This is a genomic window from Hungatella sp. SB206 (assembly GCF_051132295.1).
Classification (GTDB): domain Bacteria; phylum Bacillota; class Clostridia; order Lachnospirales; family Lachnospiraceae; genus Hungatella; species Hungatella effluvii.
This window is the reverse complement of record NZ_CP096603.1, coordinates 6,121,488-6,147,578: the sequence shown is the minus strand read 5'-3', so window position 1 is coordinate 6,147,578 and position 26,091 is coordinate 6,121,488. Positions and strand designations below refer to the sequence as shown.

20 protein-coding genes are annotated in these 26,091 nt (G+C 50.4%); 13 read left to right on the top strand and 7 right to left on the bottom strand.

The annotated features are described in order from the left end of the window. From M1L66_RS27220 to M1L66_RS27210, 3 genes are all read left to right on the top strand, one after another. The gene (locus tag M1L66_RS27220; RefSeq protein ID WP_187019861.1) at window positions 1-528 is read left to right on the top strand and encodes a putative immunity protein; all 528 of its coding nucleotides are present in this window, start codon (window positions 1-3) and stop codon (window positions 526-528) included. Between the two features lie 451 nt (window positions 529-979). Beyond that, window positions 980-3,511: a ribonucleoside-diphosphate reductase subunit alpha gene (locus M1L66_RS27215; RefSeq protein ID WP_434688906.1), complete on the top strand. Its 2,532-nt coding sequence runs from the start codon at window positions 980-982 to the stop codon at window positions 3,509-3,511. A 53-nt stretch (window positions 3,512-3,564) separates the two neighbouring features. After that, a complete protein-coding gene (locus tag M1L66_RS27210) occupies window positions 3,565-4,608 on the top strand; it encodes a ribonucleotide-diphosphate reductase subunit beta (protein ID WP_187019858.1) in 1,044 nt (347 codons plus the stop codon). A gap of 45 nt (window positions 4,609-4,653) precedes the next feature. Here the strand turns inward: M1L66_RS27210 and M1L66_RS27205 are convergent, their stop codons facing one another. Next, window positions 4,654-5,949 (bottom strand): HD-GYP domain-containing protein, encoded by a 1,296-nt coding sequence (locus M1L66_RS27205; RefSeq protein ID WP_187019856.1) that lies wholly within the window; start codon window positions 5,947-5,949, stop codon window positions 4,654-4,656. Window positions 5,950-6,284: 335 nt separating this feature from the next. On the opposite strand from M1L66_RS27205, the gene M1L66_RS27200 reads away from it, so the two are divergent. The 10 genes from M1L66_RS27200 to treC all read left to right on the top strand — a co-directional run bounded on the left by M1L66_RS27200 (window position 6,285) and on the right by treC (window position 19,565). Beyond that, on the top strand, window positions 6,285-7,277 hold the full coding sequence (locus M1L66_RS27200; RefSeq protein WP_434688905.1) for a LacI family DNA-binding transcriptional regulator: 993 nt from the start codon (window positions 6,285-6,287) through the stop codon (window positions 7,275-7,277). A gap of 470 nt (window positions 7,278-7,747) precedes the next feature. Further along, window positions 7,748-8,755: a 3-dehydro-L-gulonate 2-dehydrogenase gene (gene yiaK / locus M1L66_RS27195; protein ID WP_187019853.1), complete on the top strand. Its 1,008-nt coding sequence runs from the start codon at window positions 7,748-7,750 to the stop codon at window positions 8,753-8,755. A gap of 44 nt (window positions 8,756-8,799) precedes the next feature. Next, window positions 8,800-10,146 carry a hypothetical protein gene (locus tag M1L66_RS27190; RefSeq protein WP_002604500.1) on the top strand — a complete coding sequence of 449 codons (1,347 nt, stop codon included), beginning with the start codon at window positions 8,800-8,802 and terminating at the stop codon, window positions 10,144-10,146. Between the two features lie 19 nt (window positions 10,147-10,165). Further along, on the top strand, window positions 10,166-12,295 hold the full coding sequence (locus M1L66_RS27185) for a hydantoinase/oxoprolinase family protein (RefSeq protein ID WP_187019852.1): 2,130 nt from the start codon (window positions 10,166-10,168) through the stop codon (window positions 12,293-12,295). 87 nt (window positions 12,296-12,382) lie between these two features. After that, a complete protein-coding gene (locus M1L66_RS27180; RefSeq protein WP_434688904.1) occupies window positions 12,383-13,171 on the top strand; it encodes a hypothetical protein in 789 nt (262 codons plus the stop codon). Beyond that, window positions 13,165-13,620, top strand: a complete 456-nt coding sequence (locus M1L66_RS27175) for a YhcH/YjgK/YiaL family protein (protein WP_187019848.1) — start codon at window positions 13,165-13,167, stop codon at window positions 13,618-13,620. The genes M1L66_RS27180 and M1L66_RS27175 overlap by 7 nt, the downstream gene beginning before the upstream one ends. Window positions 13,621-13,894: 274 nt before the next feature. Continuing rightward, window positions 13,895-15,085 carry a hypothetical protein gene (locus M1L66_RS27170; protein ID WP_434688903.1) on the top strand — a complete coding sequence of 397 codons (1,191 nt, stop codon included), beginning with the start codon at window positions 13,895-13,897 and terminating at the stop codon, window positions 15,083-15,085. Window positions 15,086-15,238: 153 nt separating this feature from the next. After that, window positions 15,239-15,952 (top strand): trehalose operon repressor, encoded by a 714-nt coding sequence (gene treR, locus M1L66_RS27165; RefSeq protein ID WP_002604495.1) that lies wholly within the window; start codon window positions 15,239-15,241, stop codon window positions 15,950-15,952. A gap of 522 nt (window positions 15,953-16,474) precedes the next feature. After that, window positions 16,475-17,884, top strand: coding sequence for a PTS system trehalose-specific EIIBC component (treP, locus tag M1L66_RS27160; protein WP_434688902.1), 1,410 nt, complete (start codon window positions 16,475-16,477; stop codon window positions 17,882-17,884). A 16-nt stretch (window positions 17,885-17,900) separates the two neighbouring features. Continuing rightward, on the top strand, window positions 17,901-19,565 hold the full coding sequence (gene treC, locus M1L66_RS27155; protein ID WP_434688901.1) for an alpha,alpha-phosphotrehalase: 1,665 nt from the start codon (window positions 17,901-17,903) through the stop codon (window positions 19,563-19,565). Window positions 19,566-19,766: 201 nt separating this feature from the next. Here treC and M1L66_RS27150 read toward each other — a convergent pair whose 3' ends face one another. The 6 genes from M1L66_RS27150 to M1L66_RS27125 all read right to left on the bottom strand — a co-directional run bounded on the left by M1L66_RS27150 (window position 19,767) and on the right by M1L66_RS27125 (window position 26,019). Further along, window positions 19,767-20,327: a manganese efflux pump MntP gene (locus M1L66_RS27150; protein ID WP_002604492.1), complete on the bottom strand. Its 561-nt coding sequence runs from the start codon at window positions 20,325-20,327 to the stop codon at window positions 19,767-19,769. Between the two features lie 267 nt (window positions 20,328-20,594). Further along, on the bottom strand, window positions 20,595-21,944 hold the full coding sequence (locus tag M1L66_RS27145) for a 6-phospho-alpha-glucosidase (RefSeq protein WP_434688900.1): 1,350 nt from the start codon (window positions 21,942-21,944) through the stop codon (window positions 20,595-20,597). Between the two features lie 50 nt (window positions 21,945-21,994). Continuing rightward, window positions 21,995-23,545 carry a PTS transporter subunit EIIC gene (locus M1L66_RS27140; RefSeq protein WP_434688899.1) on the bottom strand — a complete coding sequence of 517 codons (1,551 nt, stop codon included), beginning with the start codon at window positions 23,543-23,545 and terminating at the stop codon, window positions 21,995-21,997. A 35-nt stretch (window positions 23,546-23,580) separates the two neighbouring features. Beyond that, a complete protein-coding gene (gene licT, locus M1L66_RS27135) occupies window positions 23,581-24,417 on the bottom strand; it encodes a BglG family transcription antiterminator LicT (protein WP_434688898.1) in 837 nt (278 codons plus the stop codon). Between the two features lie 36 nt (window positions 24,418-24,453). Next, on the bottom strand, window positions 24,454-24,939 hold the full coding sequence (locus M1L66_RS27130; RefSeq protein WP_187019838.1) for a PTS sugar transporter subunit IIA: 486 nt from the start codon (window positions 24,937-24,939) through the stop codon (window positions 24,454-24,456). Between the two features lie 165 nt (window positions 24,940-25,104). Next, a complete protein-coding gene (locus M1L66_RS27125) occupies window positions 25,105-26,019 on the bottom strand; it encodes a YitT family protein (RefSeq protein ID WP_434688897.1) in 915 nt (304 codons plus the stop codon). Window positions 26,020-26,091: the final 72 nt, after the last annotated feature.

Below are 26,091 nucleotides of genomic sequence, written 5' to 3'. Positions count from 1 at the left end.
ATGCCTAAATTAAGAAAAATGCTTGGTGATGTCAATTCTGCGGAATGTATTGCTCTGATGCGTCTTATTGAAACACAGAATGAAAAAACACTGGCGGGCTGGGCTGTTGGCTATGCGAAAGATAATTTCCTGGGAATTTATGAGAACGAGTGCCCGGGGAATGCGTGTCTGAGGGATACGATACTGGTATGTGAAGAATATTTAAAAGGAAACGGTAAATTAAGTGAGATAAAACCGGTAATTAAGGAAGCGGGGCAGTTTGCCCGGGATCTGGCGGATAATCCGACCGCGCAGGCTGCGGCGCGAGCGGTTTCAACAGCATGTGCTTCGGTCCATACGCCGACCAGCGCGCTGGGATTTCTGTTTTATGGGGCCGCAGCCGCAGCATACAGCCAGGCCGGACTGGAACAAGGTGCTGAGGTTTATGATAAAATAGCTTCCAAAGAGTTGGAAAAAGCCGTAGATTCACTGAAACAGGTCTGCGTGACGGATGAAGCACATCCAGTGAAGGTGAAATGGAATTGTTAGGGGGGCCGATGCAGAAGATTGTTGCTGTTAAGTACAGCCGGCAAAGAAAATAATTTCAACGTGGAAATGCCGATTTCTCTTATCTTTTTAATCGGTATTTCCACGTTATTTTTTTTCGTTCTGTTCCCGCAGGGAAAGGTCTCACATTCGGACTCATCACTATCTGATTCATGGCTGCCTGATTCCAAGCCGGAATTCTGTTTATAATAGAATAAAAGCGCTTTTTCGCCCGTGTAATAAGATCAGATTTCGGGATGGCCATCAGTTTTGCATGTATCGATCTGTTGTATTACAAACGGTAAAAAAATCAAATATTTTGCGATCACAATCTTGTAATAAACTACATCTTGTGGTATCATCTTTTAGTGACGGCATTAATAACAGTTATTAATACTGATTGCTTGATGAATGAAAAATGACAATTAAACTTTGGAGAATGGCGGTAAAAGAAATGGATATCAGAAAAAGAAACGGTCAGCCGGAATCATACGAGTGCGGGAAGATAAAGAGTGCAATCCTGTGTGCGTTTGCCAGTGTGAATCAGGAGCCTGGCGAGGCGCGGATGGACAGGATCATGGGCCTGGTGAAAGAGAAAGTGGACGGCGCGGTGAAGGACGGAAGTCCTCTCAGCGTGGAGCAGATTCAGGATATGGTGGAACAGTCTCTGATGGAAGCCGGCTGCTACGAGGCGCTTAAGAGCTTTATTCTTTATCGGAATGAGCGGAGTAAGGAACGCAGTGTGAGGCAGGATCTGGTCCGGTATTTTAACGATGTTCCTGATATGGAGGCCGTCTTAAAGGAGATTCAGAAAAAATGGACCGGCACCGCGTACCGGCTGGAGCACCTGTTTATGAAATTTTCGGCTTTCTATAAACAGGGGATGACGGAAGCGGAGAAGCTGGCCGCCTTAATCCAGGCCGCTGTGGAGCTTACCACCCAGGAAGCGCCGGACTGGGAGTACATTGCAGCCCGTCTTTTGATGGTCCGCTTCAGAAAGAACTTAAGATCCATGGAGGCGAAGTATCAGATCAGAAGCTTTTACGATAAGCTGTATTTTCTGACAGGAGAACGGCTTTACGGTGACTATATTCTGGAACATTACACCAGGGAGGAGATCGAGACGTGTGAGGGCTTCCTCGACGGCACACGGGATCAGCTTTTTACGTATTCCGGTCTGGAACTGCTTCTTTCCAGATATGTGATCCGCAGCCGGGAGAATGTTCCGTTAGAGTCCCCGCAGGAAATGTTTCTGGGCATCGCCCTGCATCTGGCCATGCTGGAGAAGAACGACCGGCTGGAATGGGTGAGGCGTTTTTACGATATGCTGAGTACGCTTAAGGTTACCATGGCGACGCCGACCCTTTCCAACGCGAGAAAGCCGTATCATCAGCTTTCCTCCTGTTTTATCGACACGGTGCCGGACAGCCTGGATGGCATTTACCGCAGCATTGACAGCTTTGCCAAGGTCAGCAAGTTCGGCGGTGGTATGGGGCTGTATTTCGGCAAGGTCAGGGCAGCAGGAAGTGCAATCCGCGGCTTTAAGGGCGCAGCAGGGGGCGTGATCCGCTGGATCAAGCTGGCGAATGATACCGCGGTGGCGGTAGATCAGCTGGGCGTGCGCCAGGGAGCCGTCGCCGTATATCTGGATGCGTGGCACAAGGACCTTCCGGAATTCCTGGCGCTGCGTACCAACAATGGGGACGACCGTATGAAGGCACACGACGTATTTCCGGCGGTCTGTTATCCGAACCTGTTCTGGAAGCTGGCAAAGGAGAATATTGACGCGGACTGGTACCTGATGTGTCCTCATGAGATCCTCACGGTAAAGGGCTACTCGCTGGAAGATTCCTATGGACAGGAATGGGAGGAACGCTATCGGGAATGTGTCGCTGATCACAGGATTCATAAGCGGGTGATTCCGGTAAAAGAACTGGTCCGCCTGATTTTAAAGAGTGCGGTGGAGACGGGAACTCCATTTACCTTTAACCGGGACCTGGTTAATGAGGCAAATCCCAACAGCCATAAGGGCATCATTTACTGCAGCAATCTCTGTACGGAAATTGCACAGAATATGAGTCCGGTGGAACAGATGGAGCAGCGCATCGAAACGGTGGACGGCGAAACGGTGGTGGTGACAGTGACAAAGCCCGGCGATTTCGTGGTATGTAATCTGGCCAGCCTCTCTCTCGGGAAGATCGATGTGACGGACCGGAAAGAGGTTACCGAGCTGACACGGTACGCAGTGCGTGCGCTGGACAATGTCATTGACTTAAACTTTTTCCCGGTTCCATACGCCAAAATCAACAACATGCGGTACCGCCCTATCGGACTGGGGATCAGCGGTTACCACCATATGCTGGCGAAAAACGGAATTTCCTGGGAATCGGAGGAGCATTTGGCATTTACCGACCGGGTGTTTGAATGGATTAATTATGCGGCGATTGAGGCAAGCTGCGACTATGCCGGGGAAAAGGGCCGCTATGAGCTGTTTGAAGGAAGCGATTGGCAGACAGGCGCCTATTTTGAAAAACGGAACTACCATTCGGAAGAGTGGCTCCGGCTGAAGGAAAAGACGGCGGCAAACGGCATGAGAAACGGATGGCTGATCGCCATTGCGCCGACGAGCAGCACCAGTATGCTGGCGGGAACGACGGCCGGCCTGGATCCGATCATGAACCGGTATTACCTGGAGGAAAAGAAGAATGGACTGGTGCCACGGGTGGCTCCGGATTTATCTCCCGAGACATTCTGGCAGTACAAGAACGCCCACTACATTGACCAGCAGTGGTCCGTCCGGGCGGGGGGAATCCGGCAGCGCCATGTGGATCAGGCGCAGAGCATGAATCTCTATATCACTAACGAATACACCTTAAGGCAGGTGCTGAACCTTTATGTATTGGCCTGGGAGTGCGGCGTAAAAACCATTTATTATATCCGCTCCAGAAGCCTGGAAGTAGAAGAGTGCGAGGTATGCTCCAGTTAAATACGGCCGCGGAAATAACATGCAGCAAGCTGTAAAAAGGGAAAGGAAAGACCATGGAACAATTAACCAGAAAGCCGTTATTCAATCCGAACGGCGATACCGACGTCAGAAACCGCCGTATGATAGGCGGCAATACAACGAATCTCAACGATTTTAACAATATGAAATATACCTGGGTGAGCGACTGGTACCGGCAGGCCATGAACAATTTTTGGGTGCCGGAGGAGATCAACCTGGGCCATGATGTAAAGGATTATCCTATGCTGGACGCCGGGGAGCGGAGGGCTTATGACAAGATTCTGTCATTCCTCGTATTCCTGGACAGCATCCAGACCGCCAATTTACCGGCCATCGGCGAATATATAACGGCCAATGAAATCAACCTATGCCTGTCCATCCAGACCTTCCAGGAGGCGGTCCACAGCCAGAGCTACAGCTATATGCTGGATACCATCTGCGAGCCGCAGACCAGGAACGAGGTGCTCTACCAGTGGAAAAATGATGAGCATCTGCTTGCCAGAAATACCTTTATCGGAAATCTTTATAATGAATTTCAGAAGGACAAGAGCCCGTTTACATTTATGAAGACCGTGGTAGCCAATTTTATCCTTGAAGGGGTTTACTTCTACAGCGGATTTATGTTCTTCTATAACCTTGGCAGGAACCACAAGATGCCGGGATCCGCACAGGAGATCCGGTATATCAACCGGGATGAGAACACCCATTTATGGCTGTTCCGCAACATGATTCTGGAACTCAAAAATGAGGAGCCGGAGCTCTTTACCCCCGAACGCGTGGATGTTTACAGAGAGATGATTAAAGAGGGATGCCGCCAGGAGATTGCCTGGGGCCATTACGCCATCGGAGACAAGGTGCCGGGACTGACGAAAGATATGATAACGGACTATATTCAGTATCTTGGCAACCTGCGGTGTGTGAGCCTTGGCTTTGACCCGATTTATGAGGGGCATGAAAAGGAACCGGAGAGTATGGCCTGGGTATCCCAGTACAGCAATGCCAACATGATAAAGACGGATTTCTTTGAGGCCAGAAGTACGGCTTATGCGAAGAGCAGCGCTCTGGTAGATGATCTTTAAATCTGGCAGATGATCTTTAAAAAAGAAGCGGGCATGAGGACAGTTTTAGAAAACTGCCTTCATGCCCGCGATGTCATCCACGGTCATGGCCTGGGAAATCCGGTCAAAATCCTTTTGTATGAGAACGTAGATATCTAGAATCGGCTGGCACTGAATTCGGGTCTCCTCCATGATCTCATCGTAGTCGGAAATCATGAGCTCCACAATATCGGCGTCGATCAGACCAGCGTCCTTCATTTCTGTGATAATCGTGCATATTTTGTCTTTGGAAAATGCGGTCTTATAGCTTCTCGTGCCGGAAAGGGCGCTGATGATATCGGCGATGGCCACGATCCGTTCTCCGGTGCTTAAGTCGGCGGCGGCCAGGCCTCTAGGGTAACCGGAGCCGTCGAGTTTTTCGTGGTGACGGAGGGCGAGCAATTTGACCGTATCCTTGATGACGTCTCCGAAAATTTTCTCAGTGATGTCCACGTGGGTGCGCATGATATTCATGGCCTGGGGACTTAATTTTCCAGGATATTCCAGGATTTCCACCGGAATGCCGATCTTTCCCAAGTCATGAAGCATGGAACCGCAGATGATCTGGTTGCATTCCTCCTCGTTCATCCCCATGCGTTTTGCCAGTTCGGCACTGATGGTCGTGGTGGTGATGGTATGGGTAACTGTGTGGCGGCTTCGAAAATCAATGGTGAAGATGAGCATCTTTAAATAATCCGTGATTTCGTCCTGTGTGAGGGGAATCTCGGAAAACAGCTGGAAAAATAGAGATTCTGCGTCCGTGTCGCCTTCGAACGGTGTGTGGAAATCGCAGGCGAGGGCAAGATCGGTAATAACGGGCGAGAATTTTGTGCCGCTTTCTTTCTTCAGAAGAACCGCGGTTTCTTCCCATGTCATGTGCTGCACCTCCATGGCGACGTCGATGCGGTCGGCCACATGAATGACCTGGGCAAGAAGCCGGATTTCCTTCGGAAATGCCTCCGAATGCTCCAGAACCTGCCAGGTGGCGTGATGCAGAAGAATAGCTCCGGCAAGATTTTTAAGCGGAGAAAAGTATTTGATGAACAGATAGCCATAAACGGAGTGGGCCAGAACATCATCGGTGTCAAACTGCAGCATCTTTGAAATCTCATCGGTCTTGTAGGCGCCGATGTCGTGGAGAAGGGACAGAAAGCAGACGTCCCGTATCTTCCGGGCGTCTTCATGGAAGTATGGCTTTAACATTTCAGATACAATATAGGCCACCCTGTAGCCGTGATTCATCAGGCGGGCGTCCACATAGCTGCAGGAACGACGGATAATTTCCAGTATTCCCCGGTTGTCAATGGAACCTGTATACTGCATAATTTTGTTCTCCAGTTTTCGTGTTTGATGGTAAATTTAAGTGTAACATAAATGGGGGGAAATGTCATGCTTATGTATGGGAATTTTACAGCAAAATGTGAAAGGATGGTTACAGTTCACTCCCCACCAGGGGCACCGCAGTCCGGTTCGGCCAGGCAGGGAGTGAACTGTAACATAGGATGTTCCATGCGTTCCGGACGGATCGCAGAGTGAGAATGGCGCCCGAACTGTAGACGGATTATGTTCTTTTGATAAATTCGCAAATCATCGTGACAAATCAGGAAAAATCATTTACAATAAATGGAGAAAGGGCTTTCAGAGAGGGGATGCAGACTATGAATATCTACGATATTGCGGCGGAGGCGAAGACATCGATCTCCACCGTATCACGGGTACTGAATAATAAAGGGAATGTAAATCCGGAAATCAGACGGCGGGTGGAGGAGGTGCTTAAGAAGTACGACTATAAACCCAGCGCCATTGCGCGTGGAATGGTGTCGAAGACGATGAAGAGTATTGCGATTCTGACTGTGGATGTCAGGGTGACCCACTACGCCAGAATGGTTTACGTGATTGAACAGATTTTCAGCAATGAGGGGTATAATGTGACCGTCTGTAATACGGGTGGTTCGATCAGCGAATGCGGCCGGTATTTCGAGATCCTTTCCGAAAAACAGGTGGATGGAATTGTGTTGATCGGATCTGTCTTTAATGAGCTGATCCATTACCCGGAGATGACGGCCAGGATTAAGGGGATTCCTGTGGTGGTCGCCAATGGACAGGTGAAGCAGCCGGATTTCTATTCCGTTATGGTGGATGATATGAAAGGAATCCGTTCCGTCGTCGATTATCTCTATGAAAAAGGACACAGAGACCTGCTCTATCTCTATGACCTGGAGACGGAGAGCAGCCGGGCGAAATGTCAGGGGTTTCTGGAAGCCATGAAGCTGCATGATATCACCGGCGCCGAAAAGAATGTGGTGCACTGCCGGTACGGCCTGGAAGGCGGTCTCGAGGCGGCAGAGGAGATCTGCCAGCTCGGCATTCCGTTTACAGGGATTGTGTGCGGTGAAGATATTACTGCCATCGGGGTGATGAAGGGGCTGAAAAAGAAAGGCTTCCGGGTGCCCGAGGATATCGCGGTGACCGGCTGCAACAATTCTCCTGATTCTCTGATCTGTGAGCCGGAACTGACGACGCTGGATAATAAGCCTGAACTTCTGGGAGATATGTGCGCCCAGCTTTTAAAGGATGTTTTGGAAGGCCGGAAAGCCTTATCCAATGTGGCTATACAGCCAGAATTAATGATACGCGGGACTACACAGTGAGAAAACAGAATTGGGAAAACAGGATCGGGAAAACAGGGTCGGGAAAATAGAATCGAGAAAACGGAATCGAGAAAAGAAAATCAAAAAAAGGATCATAAAATTATGATTATGTAAAAACGCTTTCTCAATATAAAAGAGTTTATTTGGACACTAAAATCAAATAAACTCTTCTTTTTTATATTTAAACGTGAAAACGCTTTTATATGAATGTAAAACAATGTAACTTTTCAACAAAAAAGCATGCAGATAAATATGCATTATTAACTAAAATAAAGAGTTTATTACAAGGCATATTGACAAAATAGTCTCAAATGCTATAATGAATCTATAAGAAAGCGCTTTCTCAAAAACAGAAAATGAGATCTAAAAAGTAAAGAGCAGTAATGAAGACAGGACAGGTAATTGAGAAGAAGACAAATTCTTCCGTCAGTCCCCCACCGGCGGAGGCCAGATTAAAGGAGAGAAAAAACATGAGAGTGCAGTATGAGGATTTATTAATGAAGTTCCAGGGAATTTTGATGAGCAGAGGGTTTTCCGAGACTCACGCGCTTGACGCGGCGACGGTGTTTGCAAAAAACAGTCTCGACGGTGTGTATTCCCACGGCGTAAACCGCTTTCCGAGAGTGGTCAGCTATCTGGATAAAGGAGAGATCGATCCGTCGGCTATTGCGACATGCGAATCGGCTATGGGAGCCATTGAGCGGTGGAACGGACACCGCGGATTCGGTCCGTTAAATGCAAAGCTTGCCATGGATCGTGCCTGTGAACTGGCGAAGTTAAACGGTGTGGGCGTCGTGGCGCTGGGCAATAACAACCACTGGATGCGCGGCGGCAGCTACGGATGGCAGGCTGCTGACCAGGGATGCATCGGAATCTGCTGGTCCAATACCATGCCGAATATGCCGGCCTGGGGCGGTAAAGACAGAAAGATCGGAAACAATCCACTCATTATGGCGATTCCGAGAAGCAGCGGTAAGCACGCGGTCATCGACTGTGCCGTATCCCAGTTCTCTTATGGCAAGATCGAGGAGGCGAGGCTGAAGGGCCAGCAGCTTCCGGTACCGGGCGGCTACGACACCAATGGAAATATCACCACGGATCCCGCAGAGATTGAAAAGACATGGAGAGTGCTTCCGATGGGCTACTGGAAGGGAAGCGGAATCTCGATTGCCCTGGATCTGATCGCAACGGTTTTAACCAGCGAGAATTCCGTTAAGAAGATCGGAACCTTCGGCGACGAGGTAGGCTTATCCCAGGTGATGATCGCCATGGATCCGTCTAAGTTTAACACGACTGAGGAAACAGACCGCATTGTGGATGAGATTCTGGCGGATATCAAGGCCTCGGAGCCTGCGGCAGAGGGCGGGGAGGTGTTCTACCCTGGCGAGCTGGAACTGAAGACGAGAGATGACAACACGAAGAACGGAATTCCGGTTATCGAAGAGGTGTGGGAGACGTTGAATTCTTTGGAACGCTAGAAGGGGTTACCCGGAAAGAATGGTAGAGAGGGAGAGAAAAATCAATGGAATATATCATAGGAATTCTGATTCTGGTATCATTTTTCGGCCTGGCATTCTATGCCGCGAAAGGCGGAAACTTAATGATGGGTATGCTGGTCATGGCAATTCTCTGGACCGTACTCCCCATGATCGGCAATACATTTCCGACGAATCCGGCATTTGTTGCGGCTAATGCGGAGAACGTCGGTATCACATGGATCCAGGCATTCTCAAAAGTATTTCAGAGCGGCCCGGAAGGCTGGGGAACCGTTCTGGTCAACGTTGTATTCGGCGCCTGGTTTGGACGCGTGCTCTTAGAGACGGGAATTGCCTCCACGCTGATCCGAAAGACCACGGAGCTTGGCGGCGATAAGCCGGCCGTTACCTGCATTCTTTTATGTATCGTGACCACAGCGATTTTCTCCTCCCTGTTTGGAGCAGGAGCGGTTGTGGCGATCGGTGTGATTATCCTTCCGATTCTGATGTCTCTTGGGATTCCGAAGGTACTGTCTGTCGTATCCTTTATGCTGAGCATCGGCGCCGGAATGTTCTTAAATCCGGTCCTGTTTGGACAGTATACCGCATTTTTTCTCGATGCGGAGGGGAGAACTACATATCCTTACGAAGAGTATGTGCGTTGGGGCGGAATTGCCCTGGCGGTTCAGCTGATTTTCACCATTTGTCTTGTGCTGTTCTGCATGAGAAAGAAGAAGACAGTTCACTCCTGGGCGGCCAGACGGCCAATCAGACAGAAAATGGATTTCGCTCCGGGCAAATCTCTTCTTACCCCGTTTATTCCGGTGTTTCTGCTGATTGTGTTCAAGGTTCCGATCATCATGGGATTCCTGATCGGAGGTTTTTATGCCCTTTTTGTCTGCGGGAAGCTTAAGAATTTCCGTACGGCCTGCCGTACCTTTAATAAAGACTTTTTCGACGGAGTTGTCGATACCGCTCCGCTGGTGGGCTTCCTGCTCATGGTACCCATGTTCAACAAAGCGGCCGAACTGTGTATCCCGTATTTTAACGCGCTGCTGGGCAATGTAATTCCTCACAGCACCCTGTTTATCACCATTATTTTCTGTGCTCTGGCACCGCTTGGGCTGTTCCGCGGACCGTTTACCTTATACGGATGCGGCGCGGCCACGCTGGGGATTTTAAAGGGAATCGGATTTTCTACCGCATTTCTGGCGCCTCTTATGATTGCGTCTACGACGGTCATGAACGTTTCCTGCTGTATCACACAGTCCTGGATCGTATGGGGAATCAGCTATGCCAAAGTTTCCACCAGGGATTTCTTAAAGATGAGCGTCGTATGCGGCTGGATCATCTGCGTGATCTTACAGATTGTCACATTTGTGATGTTCGGTTAACGAAAAGGAGTAAACTATCATGGGAAAAAGATTAGTGAGAATGGGTATTGACGTAGGCGGGACCCATACGAAGGCGGTAGCCATTGACAATGCGACACATGAGATTATCGGAAAATCTTCCGTTAAGACGACACATGACGATGTGAGTGGTGTGGCGGCCGGTGTTGTAGCCGCGTTTCAGAACTGCTTAAGGGAAAATGATATCGCTCCGGAGGACGTGATTTTCGTGGCGCACAGCACCACCCAGGCTACCAACGCTCTGATTGAGGGCGATGTGGCGACTGTCGGAGTGGTCGGCATGGGGCCGAAGGGCATGGAGGGCGTTCTCTCCCGTGCTCAGACGAAGCTGAAGGACATCGATTTAGGATCCGGCAGAAAGATTGTTATCAAAAACCGGTATTTAAAGGACGACGAAGTGGATGAGAATACCGTGAGAAAGGCAGTGGAGGAATTAAAAGCGGAAGGCGCCCAGGTTATGGTTGCGTCGGATGCCTACGGCGTGGATGACATCGCTGGAGAACAGTTCGTCTATGAGATTGCCCATGACGAGATGGGATTTGAGACGACACTGGCCTCCGACATTACGAAGCTTTACGGACTGACGAGGAGAACGAGAACGGCTGCAATCAACGCCAGTATTCTGCCGAAAATGCTGAACACTGCCAACAGCACCGAGAGCAGTGTCCGTGAGGCCGGCGTGGAGGTTCCGCTGATGATCATGCGCGGAGACGGCGGCGTTATGGAAATCAATGAGATGAAGAAGCGCCCGGTTCTTACCATGCTGTCGGGACCTGCCGCCAGCGTCATGGGATCGCTTATGTACCTGCGCGCCTCCAACGGGGTGTACTTTGAAGTGGGTGGTACGACGACCAATATCGGTGTCATTAAAAACGGGCGACCTGCCATTGATTACTCCATCGTCGGCGGCCACAGAACCTATATCAGTTCTCTGGATGTGCGCGTGCTCGGTGTGGCCGGGGGCAGCATGATCCGTGTGAATAAGACCGGGGTTCACGATGTGGGACCGCGTTCCGCTCATATTGCGGGGCTGGATTACGCGGTATTTACCGACGAGGATGAGATCGTGGAGCCGAAGCTGGAATTTTTCTCTCCCAAGGAGGGGGATCCGGATGACTATGTGGCAATCCGCTTAAAGAGCGGCAAACGGGTGACGATCACCAACAGCTGCGCGGCTAACGTACTGGGGCTGGTAACGGAGAAGGATTTCTCCCATGGAAATGTAAACGCAGCCAGAAAGGCGATGCAGCCCATTGCGGATTACTTAGGTGTTACGGTGGAAGATGTGGCGAGACAGATTCTTACCAGGGCGTACGAGAAGATTGAACCGATCATCCTGGATCTGGCGGCGAAATACCATTTGGAGCACGACCAGATTTCCCTGGTAGGCGTAGGCGGCGGCGCGACGTCACTGATCGGATTCTGTGCGGATAAAATGAATATTAAGTACAGCGTTCCGGAAAATGCGGAAGTCATTTCTTCGATCGGCGTGGCGCTGGCCATGGTTCGGGATGTGGTAGAACGTGTGGTTCCCAGTCCGACACCGGAGGACTTAAGAAGCATCAAGCGTGAAGCTGTTGACAAGGCGGTGGAGAGTGGCGCGGCGCCGGATTCCGTGGAGGTTCACATCGAAATCGACCCTCAAACTTCCAAGCTTACCGCCATTGCGCTGGGCTCCACGGAAGTGAAGACTACCGACTTATTAAAAGAGTGCACGGAGGAAGAGGCGCGGACTCTGGCGGCGGAAGACTTACGGGCAAATCCCGCCGATGTCCAGCTCGTCGGGCAGACGGCCAGCTTCTACGTTTATAATATGGAAGGGAAGGGCAGAAATCCGCTCCGCATTCTGGATAAGAAAGGATTTATCAAGGTCCAGAGAACAGACGGGGAAGTCGTTCTGACAAAGGCGTCCTCATATCGGAGCATTGTATCGAAGATGTGGGAAGAGCTGGCCATATTTAAGGCGGACGCCATTCTGCGGCCGGACTATTATATCTGTGTCGGCGCGCGGGTCATGGACTTTAACGGATCCGGAGAACTGGAACAGATTCTGATGTTGATGGATGTGGAAATGCAGATGATCGACTCTTCCGATGATATTATTATTGTCGGCGCGAAGAATCAGTTGTAGAATAGAAGAGAAAGAGCTGTTTTCCGGTACAGAGTCCGGTGAGCCAGTCTGTGATATTATTTATTATAGAAGAAAGGGGAGTACGCTGTGGCTTTAAATGGTGCAAAACGTTTGGCGGGCAGTCTGTTCGGAAAGGCTGAAATGCCTGATCTGGGTCTGGAAGATACGGGGAAGGTGCTTCCGCTTCGTCCGATGATGGAACGCCTTCTCTCACTGGACCGGGAAGCCTGGGGGCTTTACGCCTGGTCGAGAGAGCCGCTGGAGGGCAAATTTGACCGGGAGCAGAAGCTTCAGTATCAGAGAAAGGCGGAAGCCTGCGGGAGAGAAGAGGCGGTGCTGGCAGCGGCAGAAGCCGTATTGGAAGTGCCGGACAGTCTGGCAAAATCCGCAGCGGCCTCCATGAAGCTGCATGTGACGACTCCCGATACACCTGTGGGCGGCGGCCAGGTTACCTTTGCACAGTATGTGGAACCGGACGAGGTGACCATATTTATGGACGCGGTCGAAAAGGCGGAAGCGTTGGCGGCCTCGGAAGGCCTCGCGGATATCCTGGGAAATGTGAAGATTTTCGATATACTTCTGGCCCATGAGATATTCCATGCGGTGGAGTTCAAGAAGGAGAATACCATCTATACGAAGACGGAGAGAGTGGAGCTGTGGCGGAAACCATTTTCCAATAAGTCCCGTCTCGTCTGCCTCGGCGAGATGGCCGGTATGGCGTTTGCAGAGGAACTGCTTAAGCTTCCGTTTTCTCCCTACGTGCTCGATGTTCTTCTGATGTATGGATATCATGGGGCGGCGGCTACGGCTCTTTTTGAGGAAATCATGGAAATCGCCGGAGAGAACGGCGGGAAAGTTGAGGAAGAGACATGCTGACAAGTAATTTGAATGTAGTGGAGAAATACGACTATCTGGCTGAGAAATTCCGCAGGGGCTATGAATTTTTACGGACTACGGATCTGAAGGCGCTGGCCGTTGGAAGAGTGGATATTGACGGCGATGACATTTACGCCAGCGTTCAGGAATACACTTCTCTGAAGGCGGATACGTGCAAGTTCGAAGCGCACAACCGATATTTCGATATCCAGTATGTGGTGGAAGGCGAGGAACAGTTCGGCTATGCGAAACGCGCGGATCTGACGGAAGAGGCTCCTTATGATGAGACGAATGACATCGTGTTTTTCTGCGAACCCGAGGAAGCGGGCACGGTCCTGTTAAAGGCAGGAGACTGCATCGTTGTGGCTCCGGAGGACGCACATAAGCCGAGATGCCAGGCAAAAGAGGCATGCTATGTGAAGAAGATTGTGATTAAGGTCAGAGTGTAGATGATGATGTGAGAAACAACATACAGAAGACTGCCTGCCATCGGTGAAATACCGGGGCAGGCAGTCTTTGTTTCTCCGGGGCCTGCGTACTGCATGCTAAGGAAATATGGCTGCTGAAGCGACCGCATTCGGGCATGCGAGTCGGGCTTGTCGGACTCTCTGCTCTATAAATGATGCAGAAATATCAACATTGATTTTACCACCCCGGTGTGATACTATTTTCTCAGACAGACACGGTATTTGGGCGGTTTCAGCCGCCGGAAGGGAGCTGAAGGTGGAGGGTGTGAAAATGGGGGCGGCCAGCCGGATCACCTGGCGGCCGGGAACCGGTAAAACGGGAATTCCTGAAACGAAAAATGGACTGCCGTATCCTATGGGAAGTCAGGGCGCGGCGGAGGTAAGAGGCGGTAAGAGCCTCACATACGGCGGAAACACGGCGAAAGAGGCAGTGGGGGCAGGAACCTCTGACACGGTGGCGTTTGGGGCCGAGGTCAGAGGGCCGGTTTCGGAAGAAGCGGTGCTTGATTATCTGCGTGTTCTGGAAAAAGATTACCCGGGTGTGACGATTCTGATCCGGGACCGGGAGGAGGTCCGGGATTTAAAACAGTTGGCGGCTTCGCTGGGAAAAGGGCGTTTTCTGGTTGTCACCACGGATTTTCTGAAGCGGATGGGACGGGAGGCCGGAGAATATGAACGGTGTAAGACTGTTCTTAAGGAGACGATGCGCGGACTGGCGATGGGCGGAAGTGCCAACACGAGCGAGGGCGCGTGTTTAGACGCAGCCGGTAAAAAGACGTGGGCGGCGCCGGCAGCAGGAAAGCAGAAGTCCGGTCAGAAAGATGGCACATCAGGCCTTACCGGCTTTCCGGGCAGTCAGGAAAAGCAGAAGTTGGAATCAGAAATAAATGTAAAAAAGGCCTCAGTAAGTTCCTATGCGACCAGCGGTCATTATGGGAGCCTTGCCAGAGCGGGGACAAAGGGCCAGGTGCAGAAGGTGCTGGGAGACGTTCACCGAAGCATCGGAAATTTAAGGCTGGCGGCTTGCTTCGGAGACGAGGAGGAGAGGACGAAGGCTGACCGGGCGATCCGCTCTCTCCAGAAGCTTCTGGCAAGAGGAAGCAGAAAGATCCGGCGGCTGGACCGGGAAAGCAGCCTGAAGCTTCAAAAGAAGCATGCGGAGAAGGCACGAAAGGAGAAGAAGGTTCTGCAGATCAGGCTGGAGATGAAGAAGAGAAGGGTCGCCCGGTATGGGGCCGATTACAGTCTTGTACGTGAAGGCCTTGCAGACACCTGCTATATTCTGGGGACGGGAAAGCACCGGAGCTGGGAAGAGGAGCGGGCGGCGCAGGAGATTCCGGGAGCCGGTGGGATCGGAGCCGGTATGGGTTCCATGGGTGGTGACGGAGGCGGAGAGGGAGCCATCGACGCTTCTGACGTGGTCATTTCGGATGGAGGTTCGTTTTAGCGACGAACCTTTTTTCTATCATCACGCGGGAGAGTAGTGTTTTGTATCTTTATTTTGCGTTGACTAAGCTGTACGTATATGTTAAAATACATACAGGAGTTATATGGTTTTGGTTCGCTGTGGATTCTTGATTCGAATAAAGTGAGGTCAATTATGGAGAGTAAATACAAACATCTTTACAACCAGCTGCAGGCTCAGATTGAAAAGCGGGAATACAAGGCAGGGGACAAGCTTCCTTCTGAAGGCGATTTGATGGAATTGTACGGCGCGTCCCGCGATACGGTCAGGAAGGCGCTGGATCTGCTGGTACAGGACGGATTTATCAGAAAGGCGAAGGGAAAGCCTGCGGTCGTTCTGGACAAGAATAAATTTAACTTCCCAGTGTCGGAGATCGCCAGCTTTAAGGAGATATACCGTTTCTCCGATTCGAAGCCAAAAACGTACGTGGAAAATTTAGAGATCGTCAAGAATGACCCGAAGCTGATGGAGGCCCTGCAGATCGGCCCCGAGGACGAGGCGTTTGTTCTGGAGCGGGTCAGGGAGATAGAGGGGGAAAAGATCATTATCGATAAGGATTATTTCTCCAGAAAGGTGGTGGATAATCTTCCGCTTCGGGCGGCCCAGGATTCCGTCTATGAGTATCTGGAGCAGGAGGTGGGCTTAAAGATCGGTTTCGCCATGAAGGAGATTACGGTACAGATGGCGGGAGATGAAGACCGCCGCCTTCTGGATATGAAGAACTACGATATGATCGTTGTGGTGAAGAGCTATACGTATCTGGAAGATTCCACGCTGTTCCAGTTTACGGAGTCCCGCCACCGCCCGGATAAGTTTAAGTTTGTGGACTTTGCGAGGCGAAAGCTGTAAACAATGTTATGTGGTGGAAGATACGCGGACTTCTGCATAGGGGATCGAGGAAAAGGGAGAGCGGGCGGCAGGAAGGGAAAGGTTCAGGGATTCCGAGGGGGTGGGACTAAGGGCGAACAGCCCCCTCCGCAGGGGTTCCGGTCAATTCGACCGAACGCCTGATGCGTTCGCTCTCAGTGCCCGCAAAATCGCGTCCTGAAAACGCGATTTTGCCCCTGCTCCGACGGCTGTTCGCCCTAAGTCCCACCGACCTCTGCACCATTCACCTTTCCCTCCCTGCCTTCCCGCTTTACTTCCTGCCACTGAGGAAACAAGAAACCGTTTGTTCGTCAGCCTCCGTCCCCTTCCTGCTCTCCTCAAATTCTTTGGCGCAGCATTCGCCAAACCACTATCTGCCGGTGGATTTTTTTATTTATTTTTCCAAATATGTTGACAAACATATACGTATATGTTATATTGGATTCACAAAATAAACATACAAGAAGAAAAAAATAAAAAACGTGTATGAAAAGGAGAATGGTTATGGGGAAGTATTCGGATGACGCAAAGAAGCTTCTGGAATATGTCGGCGGAAAACAGAATATCTCAGCAGTCACACACTGTATGACCAGGATGCGTTTTGTTCTGGCCGATCCTGAGAAGGCCGATGTGGCGAAGATCGAAGCGCTGAAGAGTGTAAAGGGGACGTTTACACAGGCGGGACAGTTCCAGGTGATTATTGGAAATGATGTTTCTGCGTTTTATAATGAGTTTACCTCCGTATCCGGGATTGAAGGAGTTTCCAAGGAGGAAGTGAAGCAGGAAGCGAAAGGGAACATGAATCCGGTTCAGAAGGCGGTAGCCAATATCGCGGAGATATTCGCACCTCTGATTCCGGCCATCATCGTCGGCGGTCTGATTCTGGGATTCCGGAACATCATCGGTGAGATTCGGTTTATGAACGGCGGGACAGAGACGCTGATCGAGGTGTCCCAGTTCTGGGCGGGAGTACACAGCTTCCTGTGGCTGATCGGTGAGGCGATATTCCATTTCCTGCCGGTAGGCATCACGTGGTCGGTGACGAAGAAGATGGGCACGACCCAGATTCTGGGTATCGTACTCGGTCTGACACTGGTGTCTCCGCAGCTGTTAAACGCCTATGCCATGGCTCCCGGCGTGGAAGTTCCGGTATGGAATTTTGGATTTTTCACCATGCAGATGGTCGGCTATCAGGCGCAGGTAATTCCGGCGATTCTGGCCGGATTCGTGCTGGTTTATTTAGAGAAGTTCTTTAAGAAGATTACGCCTCAGGCGATTTCCATGATCGTGGTGCCGTTCTTATCACTGGTGCTGGCTGTGATCGCTGCACACGCGGTTCTGGGTCCTGTGGGCTGGGCCGTGGGTTCCTGGGTCTCAAAGGTGGTTTACGCAGGGCTTACCTCAAGTTTCCGCTGGTTATTCGCCACCGTATTCGGTTTTATCTACGCACCGCTCGTAATAACCGGTCTTCACCATATGACCAATGCCATCGATTTGCAGCTGATGGCGGAGTTTGGAGGCACCATGCTGTGGCCGATGATTGCTTTATCCAACATTGCACAGGGATCCGCAGTACTTGGCATGATCTATTTACAGAAGCATAACGAAGAGGCGAAGCAGATATCCATTCCGGCATGTATTTCCTGTTATCTGGGTGTCACGGAGCCGGCGATCTTCGGTGTTAACTTAAAGAGGGGATTTCCATTTATCTCCGCCATGATCGGTTCCGCGATTGCGGCCACCGTATCCGTGGGAAGCAACGTTATGGCGAATTCCATCGGCGTAGGCGGAATTCCCGGAATCCTGTCCATTCAGCCGCAGTGTATGGGAAGATTTGCTGTCTGTATGCTGATTACCATGGTGGTTCCTTTTGTGCTGACGGTAGTAGTCGGTAAGAAAAAAGACGTTCGGTAAATAAGTGGAGGAGAATATGAAAGACTTCAGGAAATCGTGTGTATATCAGATATATCCAAAGTCCTTCCGGGACACGACTGGTAATGGCGTCGGTGACTTAAACGGAGTCACGGAGAAGCTGGACTACTTAAAGAAACTGGGAGTCGATTATCTGTGGCTTACGCCCTTCTTCGTCTCGCCGCAGAATGACAATGGATACGATATTGCGGACTATTACCACATTGATCCGCTGTTCGGCACCATGGAAGACTTAGACCGCCTCATTAAAGAGGCGGCTGACCGGGGCATGGGACTGATGTTTGACATGGTGTTCAACCATACCTCGACCCAGCACGAGTGGTTTGCCCGGGCGCTTAAGGGAGAGAAGGAGTACCAGGACTACTATATTTTTCGGAAAGGAAAAAAGGGGGTTCCCCCCACCAACTGGCAGTCCAAGTTCGGCGGCAGTGCCTGGGAGTACGTGGAGGAGCTGGGGCAGTATTATCTTCATCTGTTTGACCGGACGCAGGCGGACTTAAACTGGGAGAATCCGAAGGTGCGGGAAGAGATCCGCAGGGTTCTTCTCTTCTGGAAGAAGAAGGGAATCCGTGGTTTTCGTTTCGATGTCATCAATCTGATCTCCAAGCCCGCGTACTTTGAGGATGACGACGAGGGAGACGGCCGCAGATTCTATACTGACGGCCCCCGGGTGCATGAGTATTTAAAAGAGATGGTGAAAGAGACCGGCCTGTATGAGGACGATATCATCACTGTGGGGGAGATGTCCTCCACCACAATCCATCACTGTATCCAGTATACCAACCCGCAGGAACAGCAGCTGAAGATGTGCTTTAATTTCCACCATCTGAAGGTAGACTATAAAAATGGGGACAAATGGTCTCTGATGCCCTATGATTTCATGGGCCTGAAAAAGATTTTTCACACCTGGCAGACCGGTATGGCCGAGGGCAGCGGATGGAACGCCGTGTTCTGGTGCAACCATGACCAGCCGAGGGCGGTATCGCGGTTTGGGGACGAAGCGAGATACCGGAAGCAGTCGGCCAAGATGCTGGCGACGGCCATCCACGGCATGAGAGGAACGCCCTATATTTATCAGGGAGAGGAGCTGGGCATGACCAACGCCGGTTTTACTTCCGCCGATCAGTACCGTGATGTGGAAAGTCTGCATTATTTCGATATTCTGAAGGAAAGCGGAATGGAGGAAGCCCGTATTTACGAGGTCCTGCGCCAGCGGTCCCGCGACAACAGCCGGACTCCCATGCAGTGGAGCGATCAGGAGTATGCCGGCTTTACAAACGGCGTGCCCTGGATCGAAGTCAACCGGAACTATAAAGAAATCAATGCGGAAGAATGCCTGGAAGACAGCGATTCTATTTTTTACTACTATCAGAAGCTGGTCGGCTTGAGGAAAGAGTACGACGTTATCAGCGAAGGCGGGTACGAACCGGTACTGGAGGATCATGAGGCAGTATTTGCCTACAAAAGGACGTACGGCGGTGATACGTTGCTGGTCCTGACTAATTTTACCGACAGAAGCCAGTCCATAGCGGCGGCAGATTTAAAGCTTCCGGATGAGGAACTGACGAAATACAGAACGCTGATTGCCAACGATGGGGCAGAGAGGGAGAGTAAGAAGATCCGGCTTTCTCCATATGGAGCCATTATGCTGATCAGAGAGTGATACGGAACGCTTTTTAGGAAAGCAAATGGACCATATAAAAAAACAGCAGGGCAATACGGAAAAAACTGATAATCCCTTTTTACAAACCGGGTTTATCAGTTTCTTCCGTATGTTCACGCTGTTTTTTATTTTGCCTGGTATAACGTATTGTAGGTCCTTGTGCATAGAACACTCACTATCCACAAGGACTTATGATACGCTCTAGATACCCAATGTATGATCGAGCAGTATTTTTACACCCATAATCACCAGGATCAGCCCGCCTGCAAACTCGGCTTTGGACTTATACCTGGTGCCGAAGACATTGCCGACCTTGACACCGATGATGGAGAGGACAAAGGTGGTGGAGCCGATGAAGGAAACGGCCGGAACGATGCGTACCTGCAGGAAGGCGAAGGTGACGCCGACGGCCAGTGCATCGATGCTGGTGGCGATGGCAAGCAGAATCATATTGCCCGGCGCCACGGAGCAGTCCACACATTCCTCCTCCTTATTCAGGGACTCCCGGATCATGTTGAATCCGATGATGCCCAGAAGGATAAAGGCGATCCAGTGGTCGATGGAAGTGATGGCCTCTTTAAACTGAGATCCCAATATGTAACCGAAAAGCGGCATGCCCGCCTGGAAACCACCGAAATAGAGTCCGACGATGACTGCGTTTTTCCAGCTCATCCTCTGCATGGAGAGTCCCTTACAGATGGAAACGGCGAAGGCGTCCATAGAAAGGCCCACCGCGATAATGAACAGCTCAATTAATGACATGTGATATTCCTCCTGCGTATAAGCTTAATAAGTATATGATGCGGAGAACAAAAAAAGACTTATCTGCAGGCAGCGAAAAACCCGCAGACAAGTCTCATCTTTTTGCATAAAAGCAAGTTAAGCAGGACCAGATAGACAGACGCTATCAGTATGTTGACCCTGCTGCACGCCGCATCCCTGACCCGTGGGGGACGTGCTGACTACTCCCTCATCTTCCGTTTATTCTAATGGATTTTACTGGGTATGTCAAGTGCAAAACATCAAAGCTTACCGAAGCTCCGGCCAGAATTCCTTATTAGCCTCAATCATCTCATCCAGAATGGCCTTTGCCACCGTAGCCGACGGCACCGTTTTATTCATGGAAAAGGCTTTCCATACCTTTTCATAGGAGCCCTCGATGCCTCCGGCGACCAGAAGCTTCTCCGATGCCAGCTGCTGCTCCATCAGTCCCTTATAGTAGTCGCCGATGGGGCCCTGACAGATTACCTCCGGACCATTTTTGCCGATATAGGCAGGAACCTCGACCATGGCATCCGGTGCGATATTCTCGATGGCCCCGTTATTCTGTACAATCACGATGAATTTCTTCTTCGTGTCATTTTTAAGAGCCATGGCGAGATCCGCGATGTAGTTGCCGTGGGCGCCGTGGTAGAATGCCTTTGCAGTCACCTCTCCGGTCTTGATATAATGGTCAATTCCCTCAAACAGCTCCTTTTCTCTGGAGTCCATTACCTCATTGGCTCTCGTATACTCCGGATTGGATTCTTCCACCACATCCTTGGACAGCAGATAGTACTGCAGATACGTATTGGGCAGATACTCCGGATTCGACTGCAGGACCTTATACACATTATTCCAGGTATGGATCCAGGAGGCGTTTAAATGGCGTTCTCCCACGCGGTCGTGTTCCTTAAGCTTCTCCAGCACATCCGGCGGCAGAAGTGTCTTGTTCTTCATAACGTATTCTGTAATTTCCGCCTTTAAATCTCTGCCCTGATACGTGATATCCGTAAACCAGCCGAAATGATTCAGCCCGAAATAATTGACATCAAAGTCTGTAAAATTCGGAATATCTAAACATCTGCCCACCATCTCCAGGATTGCAATAGGCATATCACAGATGTTGATAATCCGGGCATGGGGGCGCAGCGCCCGGCACGCTTCCGATACCACAGCCGCCGGATTGGAGTAGTTTAAGATCCAATGGTCAGGGGCCGCATACTTCTCCACGTCATCAATCACCTGAATCATGGGAAACAGCGTGCGCAGGCCGTAGGCCAGCCCGCCGCAGCCACAGGTCTCCTGTCCCACACAGCCGTGGCGCAGCGGAATCTTCTCATCCTTTTCTCTCATGGCGTATTTCCCTACGCGCATCTGGGCAAAGATAAAGCTGGAATTCTCGTACGCCGTCTTTTTGTCCGTCGTTACCGTCAGGCGAATCGGAGACTTCATATCCTTTAAGATCCAGTCTACCACAAGACTCACCTTATACTGGCGCTCTTCATCAATATCAAACAGCCGTACTTCCTCTACCTCCAGTTCCTTCTGTCTTAAAGCAATGGATTTTACGATTCCCGGTGTAAAGGTGCTGCCTCCGCCTACAATTGTGATTATCATATTATTTCCTCTCTTTCTGCGGCCATGCCGCTCCATAAATGTTCTGTATCCTACATGCGCTCCAGCATATCCTCTACCTGGCTCTTTACAGCCGGTACCTGCATACCGAATACGATTTGTATATCAGTGCCGTTTTTCTTAATTCCGCTGTTTTTCATGGTATTGATCAAGTCATCCCTGATTAAGCTGCCATCCTTTACCACCACCCGCAGACGTGTAAAACAATTGTCCAGCGACTCGATATTCGCCTTGCCGCCAAGTCCCTCTATTAACTTCCGAATGGGTTCATCCTTTGACTGGCTGGCCGCCGTCTCGCCGCTTCCCGCGTCCTCTGCTATAAGCTCTCTTCCCGGCGTCTTAAGGTTTAGTTTCTTAATCAGAAAAACGAAAAGGAAATAGTATCCGACTGCGGTCACCGCTCCCAGAAGCAGCAGCAGCGGCCAGTTGGTCTTCTCCACACCCAGGGCCAGATTGGAGATCATAATGTTGACGATGCCGCCGCTGGTGGAAGCCGGAATGCTGAGGACCTTTAACAGTACCAGCAAGCCGCCGCTGATCAGGGAGTGAACAACAAAAAGCAGGGGGGCTGCAAAGACGAACAGGAAATCCATCGGTTCTGTAATTGCCGATAAGATGGCCGCCAGCATAAGCGGGAACATGACTGCTTTTGTATTCTCCCGGTTTTCCTTTCTCGCGGTCGTGATAAAGGCCAGGCCGATTCCGATATACGGGAATAAATTATTGAATGTGTAGCTGTTATAATAGGTGGATGGTGAAAATGGTACTCCCGGCATGTTCATCTCCGCCACCCGGATCGGATAAGCGCCGGAGATGATCTGATCTCCAAGCACCAGGGTTCCGCCCACATCGGTAAACTGGAACGGTGCGTACACAAGATGGTGAAGCCCTGTGGGAACCAGAAGCTTGTTAAGCAGGCCGTATATGTAAAGTCCCACATTGCCGCTGCTCTTAATTAAATCGGTCAGAGCCGAGATCCCCCGCTGAACCACCGGCCATACGTAGGACGCTCCGAAGCCCAGAAACAGGGAAAGAAGGATCAGAAGGAAAAATGGAAATCTTACCCCGGAGAACATGGAGAAATACCCCTTAAACTGTTTCTCTCCGTACTTATTAAATACATATCCTGTCAGGCAGCCCAATGTGATGCCGCTGAACACGCCCATATCCAGCACCTGGATGCCCAGAACGGTAGACTGCCCCGTACCGTATAATCCCAGCGGCCCCATCTCTGCCAGCCTGCCGATAAAAGACAGCGTGATGTTATTGGCATTTAGGAATAAAAAATAGGACATCAGGGCGATCAGCGACGCGTGGCCTTTGTTCTTTTTCGCCAGCGCTCCCGCGATACCGACACAGAATATTACGCTCAAATTGTTGATTAAAAACATCAGACAATTATAAATCAGCTTTCCCACCAGCTGAAACGGCGCTGCCTGTAAAAATGGAATCTTCGCTGTGATCGAACCGTTTGTCAGGAGAATTCCGAGAATCAGCACCGTACCGGCAACCGATAAATACATGAGCGGCTGGACAATGGCCTTGGAAAACCGTTCCAGCGCACTTTTCATTTTTTCTTTCATATTCATTTTCTGCGCGCAGAGCGCGCAACCCCTTTCTAATGGACTGATAGTGTGTTGATCATGTGATAAACGAGGAATCCCTTTTCCGCATTTGTCATATCCTTATGGTATGTCTTTTGCACGTAGTCACCGATTTTCTCCGCACATCCATATACTACCGGATACTGGCTTCTGCCGAGTGTGAAGAGAAATTCATTCGCAGACTGGGCACTGCCTTCTCCCAGCACCCGCCTGGCGAAAAACTGCAGATGGCGGACAAACCGATCGTACGGAATGGAGGTTTCGTCCAGATTCACATCGAAATATTCCGATACGATTTGAAGGATATCGCGCACCATTTGGATACTCTGAATCGTGCAGCTGGCCCTCTGATCCATGGAGGCATTGACGATGTGAAGGGCAATAAAGCCCATCTCTTCCTCCGAGATCCGGATTCCCATCTTCTTCCAGATAATCTCTCCGGCCTTCCTGGCCAGCATAAACTCCTCTTTGTAGAACTGCCGTATCTCCAGAAGCAGCGGATTTTCGCATATTACGTGATTCTTTTCCCGTTCCAGGGACATACTGATATGATCGGTCAGTGTGATATACAGATCCTCGCTGATTTTCAAATCGGAGTCACGGCGGATCATCTCGACCACTTCCTCCGATATGGATAAATAGACGGAAGGGATATCCTTGACCAGCTTTTCCAGCCTTGTCATCACTCCGGAGTCCTCCAGGGTAAAGATCTTCTCCACCTTTTCCTGTTCAATGGAATCCCCCGGCTTCTTCTGAAAGGCCAGCCCTTTTCCTATGGCAATCATCTCAGGCCCGTCGGCCCCGTTCACTGCCACCACAACATTATTGTTATAAATTCTCTTGATTTCCATGACGTCTCACTCTCCCTCTCCAACAAAAAGACACGGTTACAGCCACAGAATTTTCTCTCCCGCCGTCACGGTTCCCGGCGGCGCCTTATGAACCTCTCCAAACTGTTCGCCGTTTGATACCAGCATCATCGTTACCGTATCATAGCCTGCCCCTTTCAGTACTTCAATATCAAAGTTTACCAGCAGCTGCCCCTTTTTAACCGTATCATTCGATTTCACATGAACCGTAAATCCCTTTCCGTTTAAGGCTACCGTGTCGATTCCGATATGGATCAGCAGCTCGACCCCATCCTTCGTCTTAATCCCCAGCGCGTGGCCGGTTGGAAAGAGTGCCACGATTGTTCCGTCTGCCGGTGCATACAGACTGCCGTCTGTCGGAATGACCGCCACTCCATCTCCCAGCGACTTTTCCGCAAACACTGCATCGCTGACGGTCTCCAGTGGTACGAGTTCACCGCTTACCGGGCTGAACACCGCCTTTTCCTGTACCTCCTGTTTCTTCCAGTTTTTAAATAATCCCATGTTTTCCTCCTTTTCTGAAAACAAAAACAGGCTTAACCAAAATCTTAAAAGCACATACGAGTGCTTCTAAAGATCTTGGTTAAGCCTGTTTTCACAGTAACATTCCTTGTTTCTTTATAGCGCGATTATAACAAAACAAAAATGCATTGTCAACTGTTTTGTTCTCTATTCCAGCGGCTGTATGTAGAAATTCCCCACAACGTCGCTGGAGTTTATGACATTGACAAAGGTATCGGGGTACTGCTCGCGGATGCGTTTCTTCATCTTTTTCACGTCGCCGTCGGAGAGGACGGTGTAGAGAAGATACTTTTTGTTGGCCGAGTAGGAACCGAAGCCCTTTAAGATGGTGCTGCTGTGGTTGGTCAGCTCCATCAAATCCGCGGACACGGCGGCCGGATTGTCTGTGACGATGAGCAGCGTCTTTTTCTTGTATTTCTTATAAAGCGTGTTGATCACCTGCGTGTTGCAGAACTGGTAGATGATGGAGTACAGTGCAATATCCATGCCGAAGATGGCTCCGGAAATGAGGATGATAACAGCGCTGAACAGCAGCATATAGTTGAAGGTGGATATCTTATATTTGGTGGAGAGGGACATGGCGATGAAATCCGTTCCGCCTCCGCTGGCCCGGTTGTTCAGGATGAGGCTCATGCCCAGGCCGTTGATGATTCCGCCGAATACGGAGATGAGAAGAAGGTCTCCGGTGATGGGGATGACAGGCAGCTGGTCGACCAGGATTGACACGGTCAAGAGGCTCACACAGGACAGAATCGTAAACTTTTTCCCGACAATGCGGTAGGCAAATACAGCCGGGATGGCGTTGAAAACCACGTTTAAAAAGGTGAAGGAGATCTTCACGTCAAAAAAGGCCAGCCCCACCCTCTGAATCAGCTTGGCGAGTCCGGAGAAACCGCCCGGGACCAGCTTTCCCTGTTCGACGAAGGTGTTTAAATTCACCGCTACGATGACACTTCCGAAAAGGATAAAAAAGATGGAGACAGCGTTGCGGAGCCGCTTATCCTTTTCTGCCTTTTCCGCATTCTTTTTGTATAAATCGGAAACACCCTGTTTTTCTGCCATTGGGACCCTCCTTTTTCCGGCAAAGACTTAACACATACTACCATTTCCCCAAGAAATCCTGTATAATTATAT

Coding starts and splice junctions, on each gene's coding strand:
- M1L66_RS27140 (WP_434688899.1), bottom strand. CDS start 23,545: ATGAAAGAAAAAATGAAAAGTGCGCTGGAACGGTTTTCCAAGGCCATT.
- M1L66_RS27190 (WP_002604500.1), top strand. CDS start 8,800: ATGGAATATATCATAGGAATTCTGATTCTGGTATCATTTTTCGGCCTG.
- M1L66_RS27125 (WP_434688897.1), bottom strand. CDS start 26,019: ATGGCAGAAAAACAGGGTGTTTCCGATTTATACAAAAAGAATGCGGAA.
- M1L66_RS27200 (WP_434688905.1), top strand. CDS start 6,285: ATGAATATCTACGATATTGCGGCGGAGGCGAAGACATCGATCTCCACC.
- M1L66_RS27220 (WP_187019861.1), top strand. CDS start 1: ATGCCTAAATTAAGAAAAATGCTTGGTGATGTCAATTCTGCGGAATGT.
- treC (WP_434688901.1), top strand. CDS start 17,901: ATGAAAGACTTCAGGAAATCGTGTGTATATCAGATATATCCAAAGTCC.
- M1L66_RS27205 (WP_187019856.1), bottom strand. CDS start 5,949: ATGCAGTATACAGGTTCCATTGACAACCGGGGAATACTGGAAATTATC.
- yiaK (WP_187019853.1), top strand. CDS start 7,748: ATGAGAGTGCAGTATGAGGATTTATTAATGAAGTTCCAGGGAATTTTG.
- M1L66_RS27185 (WP_187019852.1), top strand. CDS start 10,166: ATGGGAAAAAGATTAGTGAGAATGGGTATTGACGTAGGCGGGACCCAT.
- M1L66_RS27130 (WP_187019838.1), bottom strand. CDS start 24,939: ATGGGATTATTTAAAAACTGGAAGAAACAGGAGGTACAGGAAAAGGCG.
- licT (WP_434688898.1), bottom strand. CDS start 24,417: ATGGAAATCAAGAGAATTTATAACAATAATGTTGTGGTGGCAGTGAAC.
- M1L66_RS27145 (WP_434688900.1), bottom strand. CDS start 21,944: ATGATAATCACAATTGTAGGCGGAGGCAGCACCTTTACACCGGGAATC.
- M1L66_RS27210 (WP_187019858.1), top strand. CDS start 3,565: ATGGAACAATTAACCAGAAAGCCGTTATTCAATCCGAACGGCGATACC.
- M1L66_RS27150 (WP_002604492.1), bottom strand. CDS start 20,327: ATGTCATTAATTGAGCTGTTCATTATCGCGGTGGGCCTTTCTATGGAC.
- treP (WP_434688902.1), top strand. CDS start 16,475: ATGGGGAAGTATTCGGATGACGCAAAGAAGCTTCTGGAATATGTCGGC.
- M1L66_RS27175 (WP_187019848.1), top strand. CDS start 13,165: ATGCTGACAAGTAATTTGAATGTAGTGGAGAAATACGACTATCTGGCT.
- treR (WP_002604495.1), top strand. CDS start 15,239: ATGGAGAGTAAATACAAACATCTTTACAACCAGCTGCAGGCTCAGATT.
- M1L66_RS27215 (WP_434688906.1), top strand. CDS start 980: ATGGATATCAGAAAAAGAAACGGTCAGCCGGAATCATACGAGTGCGGG.